This is a genomic window from Maribacter sp. C-4077 (assembly GCF_055378385.1).
This window is the reverse complement of sequence record NZ_AP038807.1, coordinates 3,722,817-3,743,028: the sequence shown is the minus strand read 5'-3', so window position 1 is coordinate 3,743,028 and position 20,212 is coordinate 3,722,817. Positions and strand designations below refer to the sequence as shown.

Below are 20,212 nucleotides of genomic sequence, written 5' to 3'. Positions count from 1 at the left end.
TGAGTATTCCCTGGTTCTGATTCTTAATCTTGTTTACATTATCGTTTTTTATCTTATAATGACTTCATACAATTAAAATGGGCGCACTGGACTGGACGATTCTTGCTGGTACCCTATTATTCATTGTAACCTATGGGGTATGGAAAACCAAGGGAAGTGCGAACGTTGACGATTATGTAAAAGGTGGAAACGAGGCGCAATGGTGGACCATTGGACTCTCGGTTATGGCCACACAGGCAAGTGCCATAACGTTTCTGTCCACGCCCGGTCAAGCATTTCACGATGGTATGGGTTTCGTACAGTTTTATTTTGGCCTACCACTGGCCATGATTATCATCTGTTTGGTGTTCGTTCCCATTTATCATCGCATGAAGGTATATACTGCCTATGAATTTTTGGAAGGACGGTTCGATTTAAAAACCCGTTCCTTGGCGGCCATCCTATTTTTGATTCAGCGGGGCCTTGCCGCGGGAATCACCATTTTTGCACCTTCGATTATCCTTTCGGCCGTTTTGGGTTGGGACTTGGGCACCCTCAATATTATCATAGGTACCTTGGTAATCATTTACACGGTTTCGGGTGGGACCAAAGCGGTCAGTGTTACCCAAAAGCAGCAAATGTTCATCATCATGACGGGCATGTTCGTGGCCTTTTTCTTTATATTAGGATTTCTTCCTTCGGACATTACTTTTTCCAAGGCCCTAAAAATAGCCGGCGCGAGCAATAAATTGGATATCCTTGATTTTAGTCTGAATACCAAGAGTAGGTATACCTTTTGGAGCGGTATCACGGGCGGTCTCTTTTTGGCCCTTGCCTATTTTGGTACAGATCAGAGCCAGGTACAACGCTATTTATCCGGAAAATCCATCAGGGAGAGTCAACTGGGATTGGTCTTCAATGCCATATTTAAAATCCCCATGCAATTTTTCATTCTATTGGTCGGGGTGATGGTCTTTGTCTTTTATCAATACAATCCTTCGCCCTTGAATTTTAATCCGGCGGCGACAACGGCCGTGATGGAGTCTGACTATGCCGAGGATTATAAAATCCTTCAGGAAGGACAGGTTGCCTTGGAAGCTGAAAAGCGTATCGCCCAAAATCAGTTTTCGACCGCCCTCGATATTAAGGAATACACGGCCGTTCAGGAAGCGAAACAACAAATCATTCGGATCAATCAAAAAGATAGCACAAACAGGGTTGCCGCAAAAGCCCTGATTTCACAAGCAGATGATTCCATCGAAACCAATGATAAGGATTATGTCTTCATTCACTTTATTCTGAACAACCTGCCAAAGGGATTGATCGGTCTTTTATTGGCGGTAATTCTCTCGGCCGCCATGTCCTCTACGGCATCGGAACTGAACGCCTTGGGAACCATTACGGCTCTAGATTTGTATAAACGTAATAAAAAAGGAAGCTTTACGGAAAAACACTACTTACTTGCTTCCAAAGGTTTTACTCTTGCCTGGGGTGTCATCGCCATTTTGATTGCCTGTATTGCCAATCTTTTTGATAATCTAATTCAACTAGTGAACATTATAGGTAGTATTTTTTACGGAAATGTACTTGGCATATTTCTCTTGGCTTTTTTCTTCAAGTTCGTAAAGGGAAATGCAGTGTTTTTTGCCGCCATCATTACCCAGATAATTATCTGCATCATATATTACAACCTAATCCATATTTATCCTTCTGGAGAAGAAAAGCTAGGGTACCTATGGTTAAACTTTATTGGGGCTGCCCTGGTCATAATTACGGCCATTATTTTCGAAGCCTTTGACAGAATGTTGAGCAAGCCTCCAACAGAAGCATAAAACCAATCAACTATCCTAATTTCCATGATTGCCCACGATATCAAGCGTTCGTTTATTTCAAAATATCAAAGGGAATCGATCCTGGTAAAGGCTCCCGGAAGAATCAATTTGATTGGGGAACATACAGATTATAATATGGGGGTTGTACTACCCGCTTCCATTGAAAAAGGAATTTATTTTGCCATTCAAAAAAATGGGAGTTCGTCCATTCACATAGAAACTTTTCTGACGGATGCCGAAAAAATCGAATTCGACCTAAAGGGAAATCCTAAACCTTACCAGGCCTTTTGGGGAAATTACTTCAAGGCCATTTTGGAAATCATGGTATCCAAAGGATATTCATTAAAAGGTTTCGATTGTGTATTTGGAGGAGATATTCCAATAGGAGCCGGACTATCTTCCTCCGCCGCCCTTTGTTGTGGTTTCATTTTTGGCGTTTCGGAAATTTTAGGCCTTTCCATTAACAGGGAAGAGAATGCCCTCATAGCACAGGCCGCGGAACATAGGATTGGACTTAACTGCGGATTGATGGACCAATATGCCGTTCTTTTTGGAAAAAGGAACAATGCGCTGTTTTTGGATTGCAGGGATTTGACCCATGAGTTTGTACCGATTAATTTAAGTGGTTACAGCTGGGTACTTATCAATTCGAATATAAAACACAACCTTGCTGTAGACTCCGAATACAACAAACGGAGAATTTCTTGTGAAACGGTCGTTTCCAAGGTCAATGAAAATATTCATCCCGCAGCTTCTTTAAGGGATGTTACCCTAGAACATTTGGAAAAAATAAAAATGGAGGTAAGCCCTACGGATTACAAAAGGGCAAAATATATTCTAGAGGAAAACGAAAGGGTTTTAAATATGATAGCTGCCCTAAAAGCCGGTGACACCCAAGAAGTAGGTAATCTACTTTTACAAGGCCATTGGGCCATGTCTCGGGAATTTGAAATAACGACTCCCGAACTTGATTTTCTGGTAAAAACAGGTGAGAAATTGGACGGCGTAGTGGGTTCCAGAATGATGGGAGGTGGATTTGGCGGGTGCACCATAAACCTACTTAAAACGGACAAAGTTGAATCCTGTCTGTCCGAAATAAAAAGTGCCTATCGTAAAGAGACCAACATTGAATGTGAAACCTATCCGTTGGAAATTGGGGATGGGGTCCATGTGCTAGATTAAGCTGCCAAGAAGTAAGCCCACTGGATGTCCATACGGATGGAATTTTCAAATTAAGCGAATCTATTGGAATAAAGTCTCTTTCGTTACCAATAAAAAAGCCCGCAAGCTACATGCATTACGGGCCTTTTACAAAGACAAAAATATTCTTAGGCTCCCCATTCCTTTAAGGAATCCTCGTTCATTTTTACATAATCGGCATTACCGGCCTCTTTCGCTTTTGCCAATGATTTTTTTGCAGCTTCTATGGCTCCTTTTTTATCCCCGGCCTTCGCCAAGATCAAGGATTGCTGTCTTAATTGCCAATATGCAGGATTCTCCGTCATGTTCATGGCGGTATCCATCCATTCCTTGGCCTTATTTATGTCCTTGCCCTCACTTAAATAATAAACCGCAGCAGCATAGTAATCCCCAGCTCCTGGTCCGGACATGATTCTATCAATATTTTTCATTACGGTAGCATCGGTTGGAACCTCTATGGGAACGCCTACATAGACCTGCTCCCACATAATACCCAAATTGGCACCTGTTGTAGTAAGGTCATCTATGGTGATGGTAAAAGTTTCAATGGGCATTTCAATAGGATACACAGGTACGGTCGCCGTGGCAACAATTTTGCTCTCTTCCCAATTACTGGGTACGCCACCTCCATTGGTATCCGTGTAGAAAAACACTTCCCACTCCTTTTGACCTGGCTTTGTAAAGATGGAATAGGTTCCCGCTTTTACCTCGCTACCTGCAATGGTTACGTCCGTATCAAACGAAATTGTTGTGTAGGCATTGGCACCCGTTCTCCACAATTTGCCATAAGGTACCAAATCGCCAAAAACTTTTCTTCCACGCATGGAAGGCCTGGAATAATTCACCACTACCTCCGTCAATCCAACCATTTGAACCAATTTGGAAGCGGGACTTGGGGCCGGAGTATTGATTTGGGCCTCAAGGGATAATGATGCCACAATGGCCAATAAAAAGAGTATTACTTTGTTCATAGTTAATTGATTTATTTAGTTTTAACAAAACTAGGTATAAACCAAAATCCCATTTGTTAAGAAAGTATTAAATAAGCGGGATACAAGTGCTAGTAAATGGCAAAAGGTACGGAAAGGGTACCCGTATTTAGATAGGCTGCAAAATAGAAAATCCCGGGTCCGTTAATTGTGTTGGATATTGAACCCGATGTATCTACTTCATTCCCGGAGTTCCAAACGAGCCTCCCGCCTGCATCAAAAATGGCACTTCCAAAAACCGTATTGGAGGTTTGAATTTCATAAACGAACGAACCTATATTTAGATCCTTATATATAAGTATCGTTTCGTCCTCGTCAATTTCTATGGGTTCTTCGGGGGTTTCAGGTTCTTCGGGGGTTTCCGGTTCCTCAGGGGTTTCCGGTTCATCGGGAACCTCGGAATCGACAAATGTAAATTTAAACAGTCTTGCGGCACTGGTGATGGAAGGTGTTTGTCGTGAAAAAAATTCAGAAGTAAAGAGGAATTGGTTGGCACTTATTTGGGCGATACCTTCGGTTTGTACAAAGGACAGTCCTAAATCGTAGCTGCTAAAACTTCCATTGAAGATGTTCGTACCGATGGAATTCTCGAATTTGATTAAAAACGGCATTAGAATGGTTGAATATCCCAGTAAATACAATTCGGTTCTTGCACTATCATAAACGGCGTCCGTCACCAAGCCCACCTCGTTTAATGAACCGATGTTCGTAGCGACATGGCTACCGATGGTCTTTGGAATGGAATATGCGACAGATCCCAGACTTTGCCATTGCTTCGTAAAGACAACCAACGCATCATCCAAAGCGATGAAAGCTTCCGCATCCCAATCGGAACTTCCGTTATTGGTAAAATCCGTTTGGTCCTCATATGTGAATTCGATTCTTTCGGCCTGTACCTGGTCGTACACTAGATAGTCCGACTTCGCAATTCGGTAAATCACCAAATCCGTTCTCGTTCCAACATTGTTCCCAAAATCCCCGATATAGATATAATTGGCATCCTGTGTCAATGCCTCCCAGTCCGTATTTTGGGCATTGGTAATTGTTATGCGTCTGGTTATGGCCAAGGAAGTGGTATCCATCTCATACAGAATTGGCTCGTTCCCAGAATCGTTATGGGTTATCAATCGGTCATTAAAAAAAAGTAATCCGGATGATTCGTTGATTTCGGCATTCAAACCGCCAACTTCAGAAATCGTTTGTTGCGCCGTAAGCACGGACGTAAATAATACCAACAAAACTGTAAAATATTTCATGGCAAAACTCACATTGCAAAGGGAAAATACAAAATCCTTTTGGTAAGCAGCTTACGTGCACTTATTTAAACTATCAAAGATTCAGATTCATCGGTGAAAATTCATATCCTCTTGCATAGATAAATGCTAAGACTTTATATTTTGTTTAACTTAATTCAATATTTGTTAAACAAAAATTAGGTATATTTGTTAAAAGGATTGTATGAAACTTTATCAGCTTAAGTCAAAACAATATTTGCCCATAAGTCAATCAGAGGCTTGGCAGTTTCTATCGAATCCTGCGAACCTAAAGGTAATTACACCAGAACATATGGGTTTTGATATTCTGGATGGCGCTGATAGGAAAATGTTTCCCGGCCAAATTATCCAGTATATCGTGAAACCTTTTCCAGGGTACTCCACCAAGTGGGTAACGGAGATAACCCATGTGCAGGCCGGAAGCTATTTTGTGGACGAGCAACGTTTTGGACCCTACAAATTGTGGCATCACAAACACTTCATCAGCGAAATACCCGGTGGTGTTTTAATGGAAGATATCATTGATTATAAATTGCCCTTTGGGATTTTGGGCCGGATGTCGCACCCATTTCTGGTAAAAAAGCAATTAAAGCAAATATTTATGCATCGAGAGCAAAAATTGACCTCACTTTTTGGTAGTATGCTAGATAAACAAAACACCGTTGAATTTAAATCTATATAAATGAAACCCGTATCAAGGGATTTGTTATAGTGAATTACATAACTCTAGAAAAGGAAATGTTTAAGAATCAAGTTATTGACCTAATTTTAAACATATGAAATGAGCCATAACAAGTCTTGATACATAACGAGATGGTCATTGGCGAATTACACCTGACCTACGAAAAACAATAAAAATAAACAGATGAAAACAATATTATTGATAGGTGGATCTCATGGAATTGGTTTGGATGTAGTAGACCAATTAAAGGAAACTCATAATCTTTTGGTAGCATCCAGAACGGAACTCCCGGAATCCGATAAAAATATTAACCATATTCAGTTCGATGCCACGGAAGATGTATTAAATATGGACGATATTCCCAATTTGGATGGTTTTGTGTATTGCCCTGGAAGTATCAACCTGAAACCTTTTAAGATGATGAGTTTGGAAACCTTTGAAAACGATATGGAAATCAATTTCTTTGGTTTGATTCGGGTTGTAAAGGACATTATACCCAAGATGAAGGATGATTCAAGCATGGTATTTTTCAGTACGGTAGCTGTCTCCAATGGAATGCCCTTCCACACCAGCGTTGCGGCGGCAAAAGGTGCCATAGAAGGCTTTGCCAAATCCTTGGCCGCTGAATATGCGCCAAAAGTAAGGGTGAACGTCGTGGCACCTTCATTGATAGATACTCCTCTGGCCAGCAGACTGCTCAACAACGACAAAAAAAGGGAATCCATGGGGGAAAGACATCCATTGAAAAGAGTTGGAAAACCAGAAGACATAGGGAATATAGTTTCCTTTCTTCTAAGCGATAAAAGCTCTTGGATGACGGGACAGGTCATTGGAGTTGATGGAGGAATCTCTACACTAAACCTTAGTTAAATGTCCAAAAAGAACGTCACTATTTTTTGGTTCCGAAGGGATTTACGGCTGGATGATAATGTAGGCTTTTTGGCCGCATTGAAGTCGGACCACAAAGTACTGCCCATTTTCATTTTCGATACCCATATTCTTTCCAAACTGCCCGAAGACGATGCTAGGGTAACCTTCATTTTTGAAACCTTGCAGAAAATGAGGAAAGAACTACAAGATGACTGGAACAGCTCATTGGCCATATATTCCGGAACGCCAAAATCGATTTTCGAGGAATTGATAGAGATGTACAATATTGGAAGCGTGTACACGAATAGGGACTATGAGCCGTATGCGAGGGACCGTGATGGGGAAATCGAGGAGCTTTTGGCGAGCCAGGATATAGCCTTCAAGACCTTTAAGGACCAAGTTATTTTTGAGACCTCCGAAGTTATGAAGGACGATGGCGATCCTTACGTGGTGTATACACCCTATAAGAACAAATGGAAGGAAACCTTTGACAAGGATAAACATCTACAAATCCATTATACGAATAGTTATTTGGATAATCTAATCGAAAACACGAGGCTTCCCAACCTTACGTTGAGCGATTTAGGGTTTAAAAAATCGGACATAGAGGTGCCGGATTTTACTGTCACCCCTACCCTAATCAATAATTACGAGGATACCCGAAACTATCCGGCAAAAGAAAATGGTACTTCTAGATTAGGACCGCATTTAAGGTTTGGAACGGCATCAATACGGAAAATGATGAAAAAGGCCATCAACGAGGATAATGAGGTTTTTTGGAGCGAATTGATTTGGCGCGAATTTTTTATGCAAATCCTTTGGCATTTTCCTCATACCAAAGACAAGGCCTTTAAACCAAAATATGACCGAATCGAATGGCGCAACAAGGAGGAAGAATTCGAGAAATGGAAAAAGGGACAAACGGGTTATGCCCTTGTAGATGCCGGAATGCGTGAACTAAATTCGACCGGCTATATGCATAATCGGGTGCGAATGCTCGTCGCTAGTTTCCTGTGCAAACATTTATTGATCGATTGGCGCTGGGGAGAGGCCTATTTTGCCGAAAAGCTCTTGGATTATGACATGAGTGCCAACGTAGGCAACTGGCAGTGGGCGGCCGGTAGCGGTGTTGACGCGGCCCCGTATTTTAGGATATTCAATCCAATGACCCAAGTGGATAAATTCGACAAGCAAAAAGAGTATATCAACAAATGGGTACCGGAATTACAGGAACTGAATTATCCAGATAAAATGGTAGATCATAAAATGGCCAGAGAGCGCTGCTTGGAAACCTATAAAGAGGCACTTAACAATTGATTATCTTGAAAGCTGCTCAAATGTGGCTTCCAACTCCTGTTGTTCCGCCAATCTTCTTCTCAGGATATTGACATATTGCAGGGCCAGTCTAGTATCATAATCGGAATACGCAGCGGATGCAAACTCCAAGGCCCTTTCCAAATCACCATTGATTTCATTGATGATGGCCATATTGTAATGGGCCCTTCCGGCAATTTTGGATTTTCTGTTATCAAGTTCCGTAGCCCATAAATCGGCCGCTCCATCCCAATTGCCAGTTCTGGCCCTTCGCATCGCGATTTTAAAATTGTTGGTGCCGCGTACAAAATAATTCCGTGCTACTCGCACGTTAATGGGCCTTGTCAAGAGCGCGTAATCCATGCCAATGGTGTTACTTATTTGCAAAACGCCTTCCTTTCTTCCCGCTATGGCTTCAAACGCCTTTGCCGGATTGACGCCCTCTCCCACCGATGTAAGGAAGTCATTAAAAATATATTCGTCCAAAATTGTTTTTGTAACGGGATCGTAAATCCTCCAGCCATTTTCAATTAATGTATTTAAGGTTAACCTATGACCTGGAATCCCTATGTTAATACCTACGTTGTTAGGTATACTTACGGTGGTTAATTCATAACTGGGCGTTGTATCCGTATCATAAAACTCCAAGGAAAATAAAATGTCCACCTCGTTCTCCTGACAAATTTGCGCTACAAAATCCGTAGGCAAGGCAGCTGGAAAAACACCCAAACCTTTGCGCGATCCCTCAACATCTTCGATTATCCTGACCACTTCAAATCTGCTGTCCCTCTTCAATGCATCCAGAAGCCCCTGAATGGCATATTCTGCGCCTTCTTTGTCCAAATCCTTTCCTTCAAGGGACAAGACCTTATCCAGTTTATCCAGTTTATTGTTTTCTTCCGATGGAATACTCCTGTTGAGGATACCAATCTTGGTCACATGGGCCGGAATGGCAATCCTTGGAGCCTGCGTCACTCCCATGGTCAATCTATTGGTAGAACTACAGGAAACGTTCATTAGAATGATTCCGGCAATTAGGAATATGTTTAAAATGTTCTTCATGCTATCGGATTTAAGGATATAATTGGTTGATTTATAACGAAAAACTTTACTGTTAAGTATTTCAGGAAGTATGTAAAAAACGTCAAGAACTTAGAAGTCTTGGATTATCTGTTCTAAGAACATAAAAATTTGAACAAGCCTATATTGTAGGCGCTTCCTTCAGACCTTTTAAAACCTTATATTTACGCTACAATGAAATCATTCTTTCAATTTATATTTAGAAACACTAAATAATCCATACCAAGTAAACCGATAAAAATGAAAAAATTCCTAGTACTAGCATGCTGCTTCGGTCTGATTAACGTTGTTCAGGGCCAAAAAATGAGTAAGGACAAAAAAGCGGTCATTGCTTCCGTTGAAAATCATAAGGAGCAACTTATCAAAATCAGCGACTCCATTTGGGCGTTGGCAGAAACAGCCTTTGAAGAGACGGAATCTTCCCGAATCCTTGCTGACTATGCCGAAAAAAATGGACTGACTGTAACCCGGGGCGTTGCCAATATCCCCACTGCCTTTACGGCCACATACGGTTCCGGCAAACCGGTTATTAGTATTTTGGGTGAATTTGATGCCCTACCCGGAATCTCTCAAAAGGCGAGCCCGGAAAAATCGCCTTTAAAAGAAGGAGCGGCGGGCCACGGTTGCGGCCACAATATGTTCGGCACGGCAAGTTTAGGGGCCGCCATTGCCATAAAGGAATTAATGGAAGCTGGAAAAATACAGGGGACCGTCAAGTTTTTGGGCACACCAGCAGAAGAAAAGTATTTTGCTAAAGTGTGGATGGTTGAGGCCGGACTTTGGGACGATGTGGACGTAAATGTGAGCTGGCATCCTTCCGCAGGTATTGAGGCCGATGTACAAACGGGCCTTTCCCTAATCGATTTCATCGTTGAGTTCTACGGACAGACAGCGCATGCATCCGCGGACCCCTGGAACGGCAAAAGTGCCTCCGATGCCCTGGAGCTGTATACCACCGGCATCAACTACTACAGGGAGCATATTTTGCCAACTTCACGTATTCACTATCACATACAAGATGGCGGACAGGTAGTAAATGTGGTCCCGGACTATGCAAAGCTTTGGGTACGGGTTCGCGACCCAAAGAGGTCCAAAATGTTGCCTACCTACGAACGCGTAAAGGCCATGGCGGAAGGTGCTGCCATCATGGCGGATGTAGACTATAAAATTTCATTGGTCTCCGGTATTTATGAAACCTTGGTCAATAGGACCGGTGGTGAAATCATGCAGTCCAACCTGGAGCTATTGGGCCCTATTACCTATACGGAAGAGGAGGAAGCTTTTGGAAGGGCCATCCAAAAAGCGACGGGAAAACCCGAAGTTGGAATGGACGGTAAGGTATACCCGCTTAAGGAAACGGAAGAGAATCCGGGTGGCGGTTCCACGGATGTAGGCGACGTGAGCTGGAATGTACCCAACATTAATTTGGGAGTTACCGTAGCGCCAAAAGATACACCCTGGCATTCTTGGGCCGTTGTGGCCTGCGGCGGTATGTCCATTGGCCATAAAGGAATGGTGCATGCGGCCAAAGCGATGGGTATGACCATGTTGGACCTTTTTGAAAACCCAAAAATGGTGGAGGCCGTGAAGGAAGAGTTCAAGACCAGAAAAGGAAATGAGGTGTACGAGCCCATGATTGATGGGCCACCACCTATTGGAAAAAATTAAGAAAAAATAAGATTGCTATGTTCGGATTATTTAAAAGAAAAACAGAAAAGGAAAAATTGACTGTAGAATATCAAAAGCTCATGAAAGAGGCTTTTGAACTATCGACCATTAACAGAAAAGCAAGTGATGAAAAATATGCAAAAGCGGACGAAATCCAGAAAAAACTGGATGCCTTGGAATGAAGTTAAAAGACCAACATTAATGGTCCTTTGTTTCTTTTTTCTTCAATATTCGCTAAAGGCCCAGGAAGAATCAGAAACGGGCTTCGATTTTAAGTACGACCATTATTCGCTCATTGTGAAGGACTTGGAAAAAACGGGAAAATTCTATAAGAACATTCTAAAACTTAAGGAAATTCCCCATCCTTCAGCCACTTCCGGATTTCGTTGGTTTGTAATCCATGGGAACTCGCAATTGCATTTGATCGGAAAGGACAGCGTACCTATGAAGCACAACAAAAGTGTCCATCTTTGTTTGGCCACACAGAAACTGGATGAATTTATTGCCCATTTGGAAGAAAAGAACGTTCCATACTCGGACTGGCCAGGTAAACCAAACGCCGTTACCTTGCGGGCCGATGGAGTCCGACAAATTTATGTGCAAGATCCTGAAAATAATTGGGTGGAAATCAATACGGCCGTTCATTAAAAAGTCATGCTCATCTTTATAATGACCAAAACTGTTTTGGGTTGGAAATAAAAGGGATATCGCCCGAAAACACTTGGCCGATCAGGCATCAGGTTATGTGGCCCAACCATCCAATCGAATTCGTAAAGCTGGAGAAAGATACCTCCGGAGCACATTACGGAATTTTCGTTGAAGATAAATTGGTGAGCTGTATTTCCCTTTTTATAGCGGATGATTCGGCCCAATTTAGAAAGCTTGCAACATTACATGGATACCAAAAAAAAGGATATGCTTCGGCGCTTATCGACCATATAATCGCCATTTGTCTTCAAAAAAAGGTACAAAAAATTTGGTGCAATGCCCGACTGGACAAAACCGACTTTTATGAAAATTTTGAACTGATTAAAACAAAAAATAGCTTTTCAAAGGAAGGAGTATCCTACCTAGTGATGGAGCGAATTTTGTGAAGATAATCTGGTAGCGTAATTTTACGTAGCTATCTTGAACTAAAAATCATTTTAATGAGCAAAACTATAATACGAAAGTTTCCTCTCGGTTTTCAATGGCAGACCCAGGACCCATTTTTATTCTGTGTACACCACTTAGATCATTTTCCTGAAGGTACACCAGATTTAGGTCCAAATCCAGAACTACTGAAAGGAAGACCTTTGGGCGGGGATTTTGACCCCCACCAGGACTGGCGTATGTATCATGGTCAAACCATTCCCGGATTCCCCGCACATCCACATGTTGGATTCGAGACGGTAACAGTTGTTAACCAAGGTTTTTGCGATCATTCCGACTCCTTAGGTGCAGCAGGAAGATTTGGCTTGGGCGACACTCAATGGATGACCGCAGGAAGCGGTGTGCAACATTGCGAAATGTTTCCGCTATTGCATAGCGATAAGGAAAACACCTTGGAACTATTTCAAATTTGGTTGAACCTACCAAAAAAGTCCAAGTTTGCCGATCCCTATTTTAAGATGCTCTGGCATGAGGATATCCCTATAATAATAAGGGAAAAAGCTACGGTTACCGTAATTGCCGGGAACTTTAATGATATTACGGCGCTTGCACCACCGCCGGATTCTTGGGCATCGGAGCCTGAAAATAAAGTAGCTATTTGGAGTATCGTTATTGAGGCCAACGGAGAAATCCGTCTTCCAAAGGCAGAGAAAGGCATTAACCGAAGTATTTATTTTTATGAAGGGGACGAAATTAGCATTGAGACCGAAACAATCCCCAAAAACTTTGGTATGGATGTGAATCCTGAAGCGGATATCAACCTAAAAGCAGGTTCAAAAGTTGCCAAGCTATTGGTGCTGCAGGGGGCCCCTATCAACGAGCCCGTTGCCCAACAAGGTCCCTTTGTAATGACCACACAGGAAGAACTTCAAAAAGCTTTCTCACAGTTTAGATTGACCCAATTTGGTGGATGGCCATGGCCCTATCCCGATAATGTTCATGATGCCGAAAAAGGTAGGTTCGCGAAATATCCGGATGGAACTGTAATTGAAAAATAGTTATCCCCAATTAAATCCTGTCTATTTTTGCCCCGATAGCTTTCAATCGTACATCGATATTCTCATAGCCCCTATCGATCTGTTCAATATTGTGGATAGTTGAGGTACCCTTTGCGGATAAGGCAGCGATCAGTAAGGATACACCAGCACGTATATCGGGTGAGGTCATCGTGGTCGCTTTCAATGTCGACTTAAAATTGTGCCCCATGACGGCAGCACGATGCGGGTCGCAAAGAATTATCTTGGCACCCATATCCAATAGTTTGTCCACAAAGAACAGTCGGCTTTCGAACATTTTTTGGTGAATGATGACTTCCCCTTTCGCCTGAGTGGCTACTACCAAAATAATACTAAGAAGGTCTGGAGTCAACCCGGGCCAAGGCGCATCGGCAATGGTCAATATCGACCCATCAATGTAATTTTGAATTTCATATCCGTTGGTATGTTTCGGAATAAAGATATCATCTCCTCTCCGTTCCAATTGTATCCCCAGTTTTCTGAAAACCGTGGGTATTTGTCCCAAATCGTCCCAACTTACATTTTTTATGGTCAATTCACTTCGAGTCATGGCTGCCAAGCCGATCCAGCTTCCGATCTCGATCATATCGGGCAACATGGTATGTTCCGTTCCCCCCAAGGATTCCACACCATCAATGACCAACAAGTTGGACCCGACTCCCGAAATCTTGGCACCCATCCGAATGAGCATTTTACACAACTGTTGTAAATAAGGCTCGCATGCCGCATTGTATATGGTGGTTTGACCTTTCGCCAATACCGCTGCCATTAGGATGTTGGCGGTGCCGGTAACCGAAGCTTCATCAAGCAACATATAGGTACCTTTCAACTCTTTTGCCTCAACCCCATAGAAATATTCCTCCTTGTTATATCTAAACTTGGCACCGAGCTTTATGAAGCCTTCAAAATGGGTATCCAAACGCCTACGACCTATTTTATCCCCTCCAGGTTTTGGAATATATCCTTTTCCGAACCGGGCCAATAATGGTCCAACCAACATAATGGAACCCCTAAGTCCTCGCCCGTCCTGTTTGAACTGATCGGATTGTAGATAATCTAAATTGATATCATCGGCCTTGAACGTGTAGGAACCCTTTCCTCTTTTCTGAATCTTTACACCAAGATCTTCCAAAAGGGATATCAGTTTGTTCACATCAACGATGTCCGGGATGTTGTTTATTGTAACTTTTTCCGATGTCAAAAGTACGGCACACAGAATTTGCAATGCCTCGTTCTTTGCACCTTGTGGCGTTATTTCACCGGAAAGTGAATGTCCGCCTTCAATCTTAAATGTTCCCATCTAGGAAATGGAAGTTTAGTAGCGTTTTTTACCGCGATTATTGTTTCTATTCTTTTTACCGGAACTTGGCCTTGGGGTTTTGGCAACCTTGTTTTTAAGGAATTGTCCGCTATCGGTAAGATTTTCGCCTTTGGCGGCCAAATCTATTTCACCATTGCTCAGCTCGTACAAATGGTTGAAAATTGCGGTATCGTCCACAACTTCCTTGTTCCAGTTGAGATAGCATTTCTTCATGTGATTGGCAATGGCATACTCCAGGCCGGAGCGCTTGTCACCTTTTTCCCATTGTACGGCAACGTCGATCATTCGTTTGATGTTGTTCCCGTAAAATCTGTATTTAGGATAGTTCTGGGGATATTCCAAAGGTTCTGGACGCTTTTGCAACATCTCCTTAGAGGTTATTGGGAAAGGTGATTCCACGTCGAGTTTAAAGTCGGACATGATAAATAGCTGATCCCACAATTTGTGCTGAAAATCAGGCACGTCGCGCAAGTGGGGCTGCAAGTTGCCCATAACGCTGATAATGGACTTTGCCACACGGTTACGTTCCGCATCATCTTTTATGGAAACGGCATAGTCCACCATTTTTTGAAAATGCCTACCGTATTCAGGGATGATCAATTGGGGACGCTCTGTATTGTATTCGAGGTTGTTTACTAAATCCAAATTGGAAAATTTATCTTAAAAAATGTTACGAAGAAGTCTTCTTTTTAACGTCTGCAAAGTAATAAAATTATGGCGGAAATACTATTTTACCACATAATCGAAATTTAACTTATTGAAGTTTGCCCGAAATCCAAAGAATAATCCCTCACACTTGTATCTCCTTAAATACCCCTAGAAATTTGGAACCATTGATTCTACAGGGAAATCACCCCATCTATAGCCCCTACTTCCTTATATTTCTCAATGACCTGGTCCGGATTCTTTAGGTTGACGGTAATCGAAACACTGGTGTACTTTCCGTTTTTGGATTTTTTTGATTCGATGACGGCACCCATATTGTCAAAAATCTTGTGTATGCTATTGATTTTTTCCTGATCAGATAAAACAATGAATTTGTACAAGTAATTTGAGGGCCATGTGCTAGTCGCCGATAACTGTTCCCTTAATTTACTATAAAACGCATCAGAATTATTTTCTGCCATTATATTATTTTTTACAAAGATACGGGTAAATGATTAGTTTTTTAAAACCTAGCGTTTGCGTAAATTTACAGGGTAAATCTACAGTATTTGGACTTTAAGAGGATTGTGATAACCGGTGCCCCCGGCACCGGAAAGACTTCGGTAATTAAATCTTTGGAAGATAGTGGATATTACTGCTTTCATGAAATCATTCGTACCATGACCCTGGAGGCCAAAAAATCGCAAAGGTCAGATTCGGTTTTGAGCAACCCCATTGAATTTGTGGACGATTCTTTGGCATTTAACCATACACTTTTAAAAGGTAGATTGGCACAGTTCCAAGAGGCCGGAAACCTAAAAAATGATGTACTTTTTTACGACCGGGGCACCCCCGATGTTTTGGCCTATATGGACTATTTTGGACAAGCATACGATGTGGAGTTCAAGGAGATTTGTAAGCAATATAGATATGACCAAGTGTTCATTCTCCCTCCTTGGGAAGAAATCTATGTACAGGACAATGAGCGATTGGAAAGCTATTCCCAGGCTGTAGACCTACATATTCATCTGGAAGAGACCTACCGATCTTTGGGTTACGACATCGAGGAAGTACCATTTGGAACTGTAGCGGAGCGTTTGAATTTTATAGTGAAAAGGATAATCATATAAGTGAGCTTAGATCCACATAAAGTACTCAAAGAATATTGGGGCTACCCACATTTTAAGGGCTCTCAGGAAGAAATTATTAAAGCGGCCCTCAATGGTAGGGATGTATTGGCATTATTGCCCACAGGTGGTGGGAAGTCGGTTTGCTTTCAAGTTCCCAGCATGGCCACCGAGGGTATCTGTATCGTAATTTCCCCTCTAATCTCCTTAATTCAAAACCAGGTTTCGCAATTAAAAAGCATGGGTATAAAAGCCATTGGCATGACCGGCAAGATGCGTTTTGAGGAGATTAATGATCTTCTGGACAATTGTGTCTATGGAGACTACAAATTTCTATACATGTCTCCTGAACGTTTGGAGCAGGAAATGGTACAGGACCGCATCCGTCAGATGAACGTCAATTTTTTGGTGGTCGATGAGGCCCACTGTATTTCGCAATGGGGCCACGATTTTCGTCCGGCGTACCTACAATGTAAAATCCTAAGGGAGCTTCATCCAGAAGTCCCTATGATGGCCTTGACCGCTACGGCCACACAAAGGGTAGAAGCGGATATTGTTAAGCAATTGGAATTGTTGAATCCACTGATTCAAAAACAATCGTTCGTACGGGATAATATTTCCTTTAGGGTAGATACCCAAGAAGACAAGCGGTTTCAACTTTTGTATTATTGCAAGCGACTAAAAAGTAGCGGAATAATTTACACACGCTCGAGAAGGGTTACCGAGGATATCAGTAACTATCTTTTACAAAATGGGATTTCGTCGACGTTCTATCACGGGGGAATTCCCGAAAAGGACAAAAGGGACAAATTGGACAAATGGCTCCAGAACGAGATAAAGGTAATGGTAGCCACCAATGCTTTTGGCATGGGTATCGATAAGGCCGATGTTTCCCTTGTGATTCATTATCAAGTTCCGGACTGTATCGAAAATTATTTTCAGGAAGCAGGCAGGGCTGGACGTAATGGGGAAAAGGCCACTGCAATCCTCATCACAAATAAAACCGACCAAGAACTTGCCAAAAAACAATTTTTAGATGTATTGCCCGATGTCTCCACGGTAAAATACATCTATAGAAAACTGAACAACTATTTTCAAATCGCCTATGGGGAAGGGAGTAACGAAACATTTCGAATACATTTCAATGAATTCTGTGATGCCTATCAGTTAAATACTTTGATAACATACAATGTATTGAAGATTATGGATAGAAACTCCGTCATCGCACTATCTGAATCTTTCAACCGTATGTCCAGTGTACTCTTTATATGCACCAAAGAATTGCTTTTAGGCTATTTAGGTAGAAACGCTTTTTTAGACGACCTGACAAAATTGATATTGCGAACCTATGGCGGAATTTTTGAAAACCATACGGTCATCAATACCTTTACCCTGGCCAAAAAATTAAGTTTCCCCGAAAAGAAAGTGCTGGAATACCTCGAAATTTTGGCGCGGGATGAAATAATCGAATACAATGCTTCCCATAGTGACCTTGAAATTACCTTTTTGGTACCAAGGGAAGATGAGCAGACCATAAATCGATTTGCGAAAACTATCAACGAACAGAATCAATTGAAACAGGCCCAGGTAACGGCCATGCTTAATTATATTGGAACGGACCATGTATGCCGAAGTAAGCAATTGCTAACCTATTTTGGGGAAAAGAACCCCGCTTCCTGTGGAATCTGCGACGTATGTCTAGGAGCTCCTCCTAAGGGTACTCAACTTCTGGAACTCAAGAACAGAGCGATAGTATTACTGAAAAATCAGGATGCCTCCTCAAGAACATTGCTAACTTTGCTTCATTGCCAACAAGAATTGCTCCTACTGGTATTACAAGAACTTTTGGAAGACGGGATTGTGGAGCTTACCTCCAAAAACGAATATAAAATCATCTAATGCAAGCATTACGAATAGTATTTATGGGAACCCCAGATTTTGCCGTGGGGATTTTGGATGCCATCTTTCAAGGCGGTTACAAAGTAGTAGGTGTGGTTACGGCCCCTGACAGACCTGCTGGAAGGGGAAGAAAACTAAACGAGTCCGCAGTAAAAAAATACGCCCAGGACAAGGGCCTGCCCATTTTACAACCGACCAATCTCAAGAGCGAGGATTTTTTGGGAGAATTAAAGGCATTGAACGCGAACCTTCAAGTGGTCGTTGCCTTTAGAATGTTGCCAAAGGCTGTTTGGCAAATGCCGGAATTTGGCACTTTTAACCTCCATGCCTCCCTGCTGCCCCAATATAGGGGCGCGGCCCCCATCAACTGGGCCATTATCAATGGCGAAACAAAAACGGGGGTCACGACGTTTTTTATCGATGATAAAATAGACACAGGGGCTATCATCCTCCAAAAGGAAACCGAAATTCACAAGGACGAGGACGCTGGTTCCTTACATGACCGTTTGATGGTATTGGGCGCCGATGCCGTTATGGAAACTTTGGAAAGGATTTCACAAGGAAATATGGATGCTATTGTACAGGAAAATCCGGCCGAATTGAAAGTGGCCCATAAAATCCAAAGGGATACATGCAAAATCGACTGGAGCCGTCCCATGGATGAAATTTATAATAAGATTCGGGGATTGAGCCCCTACCCCGCCGCTTGGAGCACCCTAACAAATGATGGGGAACAACTGGATATTAAAGTCTATAAGGCCACCAAGGAAAAAACAGACCATTCCTTGGATTTTGGGAGTTTACTGTTCGACAAAAAAGAGCTAAAGGTTGCGGTTAAAAATGGGTTCCTGAAATTATGGGAAGTACAACTACAGGGGAAACGAAAAATGACGGTAGCAGATCTGTTGAACGGCCTTAATCTATCAAAAAATGCCAAAATTGGCTGAAGCCCCGTCATTATTGGGATAGCCGAAGACGTAAAAAAAGCCTTACTTTATCAACAAACCTCTTGAGTTATCAACAAAATAAGGGATTTGCCCCCATTTTACTTGTGTTGGTCGTAAATCCATATAAATTTGTTATAGGTTTAAAATTATTTAACAACAATTAATTTAATCAGATTATGAACAAAACAGAATTGATTGATGCAATGGCAGCAGACGCGGGCATCACTAAAGCAGCGGCTAAAAAGTCATTGGAGTCTTTCTTAGGAAATGTTGAAGGTGCTCTAAAAAAGGGCAATAGAGTTTCTCTAGTTGGTTTCGGGTCTTGGTCCGTTTCTAAAAGAAATGCAAGAGAAGGTAGAAATCCATCTACTGGTAAAACTATCCAAATCGCAGCTAAAAACGTTGTTAAGTTTAAGGCAGGTTCTGACCTAAGCGATGCAGTTAACTAAATAATTGCAAGATTATCATATGAAAAGGCACTTATTAAGTGCCTTTTTTTATTCCCAGTTTGGAAAATTAATGTGAAATGTCTTACTTTAGAATTATTCAGGTGTTTAAATATGGTGCATTTAAAGCCAAACAAGGGTAAGTTGTTAATTGCTGAGCCGTCTCTAACAGGGGACGTTTCCTTCAATAGATCTGTAGTTCTTATTGCGGAGCACAATGAAGAGGGGTCCGTAGGATTTATACTCAATAAACCTTTGGAATATCAAATAAGTGATCTTGTTACCGAAATCTCCAAACCCTTTCAAGTATACAATGGCGGACCCGTTGAGCAGGACAATCTATACTTTATTCATAAAGTACCCCATCTAATCGATAATAGCGTTGAAATTTCGGACGGTATCTATTGGGGCGGTGATTTTGATAAGACCGTAGATCTTATCAATAACCACATTATTTCCGAAGACGATATAAGGTTCTTTCTGGGCTACTCAGGTTGGTCTTCTCTCCAACTGGACAAGGAGCTATCATCCAAGTCTTGGATAGTTGTCAAGAATGAATATCGGAGTCAGATTATACAAAAACCCTCTGGAGCTTTTTGGAAGGAAAAAATGCTGGAACTAGGTGGAGACTATCTATTATGGTCCAATGCACCGGAAAACCCTAGTCTTAATTGAGGGACTCCAATTACAGTTAGCAGTTAGCAGTTAGCAGTTAGCAGTTAGCGAAGATCAACTACCAAAAATTGAATATGGAATTACAGGTACAAAGTA

Annotated in this window: 21 protein-coding genes; 15 read left to right on the top strand and 6 right to left on the bottom strand. The window is 41.9% G+C overall.

The genetic code is table 11. From position 1 onward, the window contains the following. Positions 1 to 77: 77 nt before the first annotated feature. Positions 78 to 1,811 (top strand): sodium:solute symporter family protein, encoded by a 1,734-nt coding sequence (locus ACZ41C_RS16225; RefSeq protein WP_138258072.1) that lies wholly within the window; start codon positions 78 to 80, stop codon positions 1,809 to 1,811. 24 nt (positions 1,812 to 1,835) lie between these two features. Next, on the top strand, positions 1,836 to 2,993 hold the full coding sequence (gene galK, locus ACZ41C_RS16220) for a galactokinase (protein WP_464562933.1): 1,158 nt from the start codon (positions 1,836 to 1,838) through the stop codon (positions 2,991 to 2,993). A gap of 146 nt (positions 2,994 to 3,139) precedes the next feature. On the opposite strand, the gene ACZ41C_RS16215 is transcribed toward galK, so the two are convergent. Both ACZ41C_RS16215 and ACZ41C_RS16210 read right to left on the bottom strand, forming a co-directional pair. Then, a complete protein-coding gene (locus ACZ41C_RS16215; protein WP_138258070.1) occupies positions 3,140 to 3,982 on the bottom strand; it encodes a DUF2911 domain-containing protein in 843 nt (280 codons plus the stop codon). Between the two features lie 89 nt (positions 3,983 to 4,071). Beyond that, positions 4,072 to 5,256, bottom strand: a complete 1,185-nt coding sequence (locus ACZ41C_RS16210) for a T9SS type A sorting domain-containing protein (protein WP_464562931.1) — start codon at positions 5,254 to 5,256, stop codon at positions 4,072 to 4,074. A 202-nt stretch (positions 5,257 to 5,458) separates the two neighbouring features. Here ACZ41C_RS16210 and ACZ41C_RS16205 point away from each other — a divergent pair, with 202 nt between their 5' ends. From ACZ41C_RS16205 to ACZ41C_RS16195, 3 genes are all read left to right on the top strand, one after another. After that, the gene (locus ACZ41C_RS16205; protein ID WP_154919578.1) at positions 5,459 to 5,956 is read left to right on the top strand and encodes an SRPBCC family protein; all 498 of its coding nucleotides are present in this window, start codon (positions 5,459 to 5,461) and stop codon (positions 5,954 to 5,956) included. Between the two features lie 183 nt (positions 5,957 to 6,139). Next, the gene (locus ACZ41C_RS16200; protein ID WP_464562928.1) at positions 6,140 to 6,826 is read left to right on the top strand and encodes an SDR family NAD(P)-dependent oxidoreductase; all 687 of its coding nucleotides are present in this window, start codon (positions 6,140 to 6,142) and stop codon (positions 6,824 to 6,826) included. Then, positions 6,827 to 8,143 (top strand): cryptochrome/photolyase family protein, encoded by a 1,317-nt coding sequence (locus tag ACZ41C_RS16195; RefSeq protein WP_138258066.1) that lies wholly within the window; start codon positions 6,827 to 6,829, stop codon positions 8,141 to 8,143. Here the strand turns inward: ACZ41C_RS16195 and ACZ41C_RS16190 are convergent, their stop codons facing one another. Continuing rightward, the gene (locus tag ACZ41C_RS16190) at positions 8,144 to 9,202 is read right to left on the bottom strand and encodes a DUF6340 family protein (RefSeq protein ID WP_464562926.1); all 1,059 of its coding nucleotides are present in this window, start codon (positions 9,200 to 9,202) and stop codon (positions 8,144 to 8,146) included. It lies immediately after the preceding gene. A gap of 258 nt (positions 9,203 to 9,460) precedes the next feature. Between ACZ41C_RS16190 and ACZ41C_RS16185 the strand changes: the two genes are divergently transcribed. Genes ACZ41C_RS16185 through ACZ41C_RS16165 form a run of 5 tightly spaced genes read left to right on the top strand, consistent with a single transcriptional unit; the run spans position 9,461 to position 13,038 of the window. Then, on the top strand, positions 9,461 to 10,888 hold the full coding sequence (locus tag ACZ41C_RS16185; RefSeq protein WP_138258064.1) for an amidohydrolase: 1,428 nt from the start codon (positions 9,461 to 9,463) through the stop codon (positions 10,886 to 10,888). Between the two features lie 17 nt (positions 10,889 to 10,905). Next, positions 10,906 to 11,070, top strand: coding sequence for a Lacal_2735 family protein (locus ACZ41C_RS16180; protein ID WP_138258063.1), 165 nt, complete (start codon positions 10,906 to 10,908; stop codon positions 11,068 to 11,070). 19 nt (positions 11,071 to 11,089) lie between these two features. Beyond that, positions 11,090 to 11,536 carry a VOC family protein gene (locus ACZ41C_RS16175; RefSeq protein ID WP_138258062.1) on the top strand — a complete coding sequence of 149 codons (447 nt, stop codon included), beginning with the start codon at positions 11,090 to 11,092 and terminating at the stop codon, positions 11,534 to 11,536. Between the two features lie 41 nt (positions 11,537 to 11,577). After that, a complete protein-coding gene (locus tag ACZ41C_RS16170; protein ID WP_138258061.1) occupies positions 11,578 to 11,982 on the top strand; it encodes a GNAT family N-acetyltransferase in 405 nt (134 codons plus the stop codon). A 54-nt stretch (positions 11,983 to 12,036) separates the two neighbouring features. Continuing rightward, a complete protein-coding gene (locus ACZ41C_RS16165; RefSeq protein ID WP_464562922.1) occupies positions 12,037 to 13,038 on the top strand; it encodes a pirin family protein in 1,002 nt (333 codons plus the stop codon). A gap of 10 nt (positions 13,039 to 13,048) precedes the next feature. Here ACZ41C_RS16165 and murA read toward each other — a convergent pair whose 3' ends face one another. From murA to ACZ41C_RS16150, 3 genes are all read right to left on the bottom strand, one after another. Continuing rightward, positions 13,049 to 14,356, bottom strand: a complete 1,308-nt coding sequence (gene murA, locus ACZ41C_RS16160; protein WP_464562920.1) for a UDP-N-acetylglucosamine 1-carboxyvinyltransferase — start codon at positions 14,354 to 14,356, stop codon at positions 13,049 to 13,051. Positions 14,357 to 14,371: 15 nt separating this feature from the next. Then, positions 14,372 to 15,022, bottom strand: coding sequence for a DUF4290 domain-containing protein (locus tag ACZ41C_RS16155; RefSeq protein ID WP_138258058.1), 651 nt, complete (start codon positions 15,020 to 15,022; stop codon positions 14,372 to 14,374). Positions 15,023 to 15,216: 194 nt separating this feature from the next. Beyond that, complete coding sequence (locus tag ACZ41C_RS16150; RefSeq protein WP_464562917.1) at positions 15,217 to 15,504, bottom strand: DUF493 family protein; 288 nt, start codon at positions 15,502 to 15,504, stop codon at positions 15,217 to 15,219. Between the two features lie 87 nt (positions 15,505 to 15,591). On the opposite strand from ACZ41C_RS16150, the gene ACZ41C_RS16145 reads away from it, so the two are divergent. From ACZ41C_RS16145 to ACZ41C_RS16125, 5 genes are all read left to right on the top strand, one after another. Next, positions 15,592 to 16,152: an AAA family ATPase gene (locus tag ACZ41C_RS16145; RefSeq protein WP_464562915.1), complete on the top strand. Its 561-nt coding sequence runs from the start codon at positions 15,592 to 15,594 to the stop codon at positions 16,150 to 16,152. Beyond that, positions 16,153 to 18,048 (top strand): RecQ family ATP-dependent DNA helicase, encoded by a 1,896-nt coding sequence (locus tag ACZ41C_RS16140; protein ID WP_464562913.1) that lies wholly within the window; start codon positions 16,153 to 16,155, stop codon positions 18,046 to 18,048. It abuts the gene before it with no gap. Then, the gene (fmt, locus tag ACZ41C_RS16135; RefSeq protein WP_464562911.1) at positions 18,048 to 18,995 is read left to right on the top strand and encodes a methionyl-tRNA formyltransferase; all 948 of its coding nucleotides are present in this window, start codon (positions 18,048 to 18,050) and stop codon (positions 18,993 to 18,995) included. Before ACZ41C_RS16140 ends, fmt begins: the two co-directional genes overlap by 1 nt. A 176-nt stretch (positions 18,996 to 19,171) precedes the next feature. After that, entirely contained in the window at positions 19,172 to 19,444 is a 273-nt protein-coding gene (locus tag ACZ41C_RS16130; RefSeq protein ID WP_138258053.1) for an HU family DNA-binding protein, read from the top strand. Between the two features lie 111 nt (positions 19,445 to 19,555). Further along, on the top strand, positions 19,556 to 20,116 hold the full coding sequence (locus tag ACZ41C_RS16125) for a YqgE/AlgH family protein (RefSeq protein ID WP_138258052.1): 561 nt from the start codon (positions 19,556 to 19,558) through the stop codon (positions 20,114 to 20,116). Positions 20,117 to 20,212: the final 96 nt, after the last annotated feature.

Bases quoted from the DNA above. Each gene is read 5' to 3' on its own strand.
- ACZ41C_RS16190 (WP_464562926.1), bottom strand. From the start codon at position 9,202: ATGAAGAACATTTTAAACATATTCCTAATTGCCGGAATCATTCTAATG.
- ACZ41C_RS16180 (WP_138258063.1), top strand. From the start codon at position 10,906: ATGTTCGGATTATTTAAAAGAAAAACAGAAAAGGAAAAATTGACTGTA.
- ACZ41C_RS16150 (WP_464562917.1), bottom strand. From the start codon at position 15,504: ATGGCAGAAAATAATTCTGATGCGTTTTATAGTAAATTAAGGGAACAG.
- ACZ41C_RS16130 (WP_138258053.1), top strand. From the start codon at position 19,172: ATGAACAAAACAGAATTGATTGATGCAATGGCAGCAGACGCGGGCATC.
- fmt (WP_464562911.1), top strand. From the start codon at position 18,048: ATGCAAGCATTACGAATAGTATTTATGGGAACCCCAGATTTTGCCGTG.
- ACZ41C_RS16200 (WP_464562928.1), top strand. From the start codon at position 6,140: ATGAAAACAATATTATTGATAGGTGGATCTCATGGAATTGGTTTGGAT.
- ACZ41C_RS16225 (WP_138258072.1), top strand. From the start codon at position 78: ATGGGCGCACTGGACTGGACGATTCTTGCTGGTACCCTATTATTCATT.
- ACZ41C_RS16175 (WP_138258062.1), top strand. From the start codon at position 11,090: ATGGTCCTTTGTTTCTTTTTTCTTCAATATTCGCTAAAGGCCCAGGAA.
- ACZ41C_RS16165 (WP_464562922.1), top strand. From the start codon at position 12,037: ATGAGCAAAACTATAATACGAAAGTTTCCTCTCGGTTTTCAATGGCAG.
- ACZ41C_RS16205 (WP_154919578.1), top strand. From the start codon at position 5,459: ATGAAACTTTATCAGCTTAAGTCAAAACAATATTTGCCCATAAGTCAA.
- murA (WP_464562920.1), bottom strand. From the start codon at position 14,356: ATGGGAACATTTAAGATTGAAGGCGGACATTCACTTTCCGGTGAAATA.
- ACZ41C_RS16215 (WP_138258070.1), bottom strand. From the start codon at position 3,982: ATGAACAAAGTAATACTCTTTTTATTGGCCATTGTGGCATCATTATCC.
- ACZ41C_RS16125 (WP_138258052.1), top strand. From the start codon at position 19,556: ATGGTGCATTTAAAGCCAAACAAGGGTAAGTTGTTAATTGCTGAGCCG.
- ACZ41C_RS16195 (WP_138258066.1), top strand. From the start codon at position 6,827: ATGTCCAAAAAGAACGTCACTATTTTTTGGTTCCGAAGGGATTTACGG.
- ACZ41C_RS16185 (WP_138258064.1), top strand. From the start codon at position 9,461: ATGAAAAAATTCCTAGTACTAGCATGCTGCTTCGGTCTGATTAACGTT.
- ACZ41C_RS16210 (WP_464562931.1), bottom strand. From the start codon at position 5,256: ATGAAATATTTTACAGTTTTGTTGGTATTATTTACGTCCGTGCTTACG.
- galK (WP_464562933.1), top strand. From the start codon at position 1,836: ATGATTGCCCACGATATCAAGCGTTCGTTTATTTCAAAATATCAAAGG.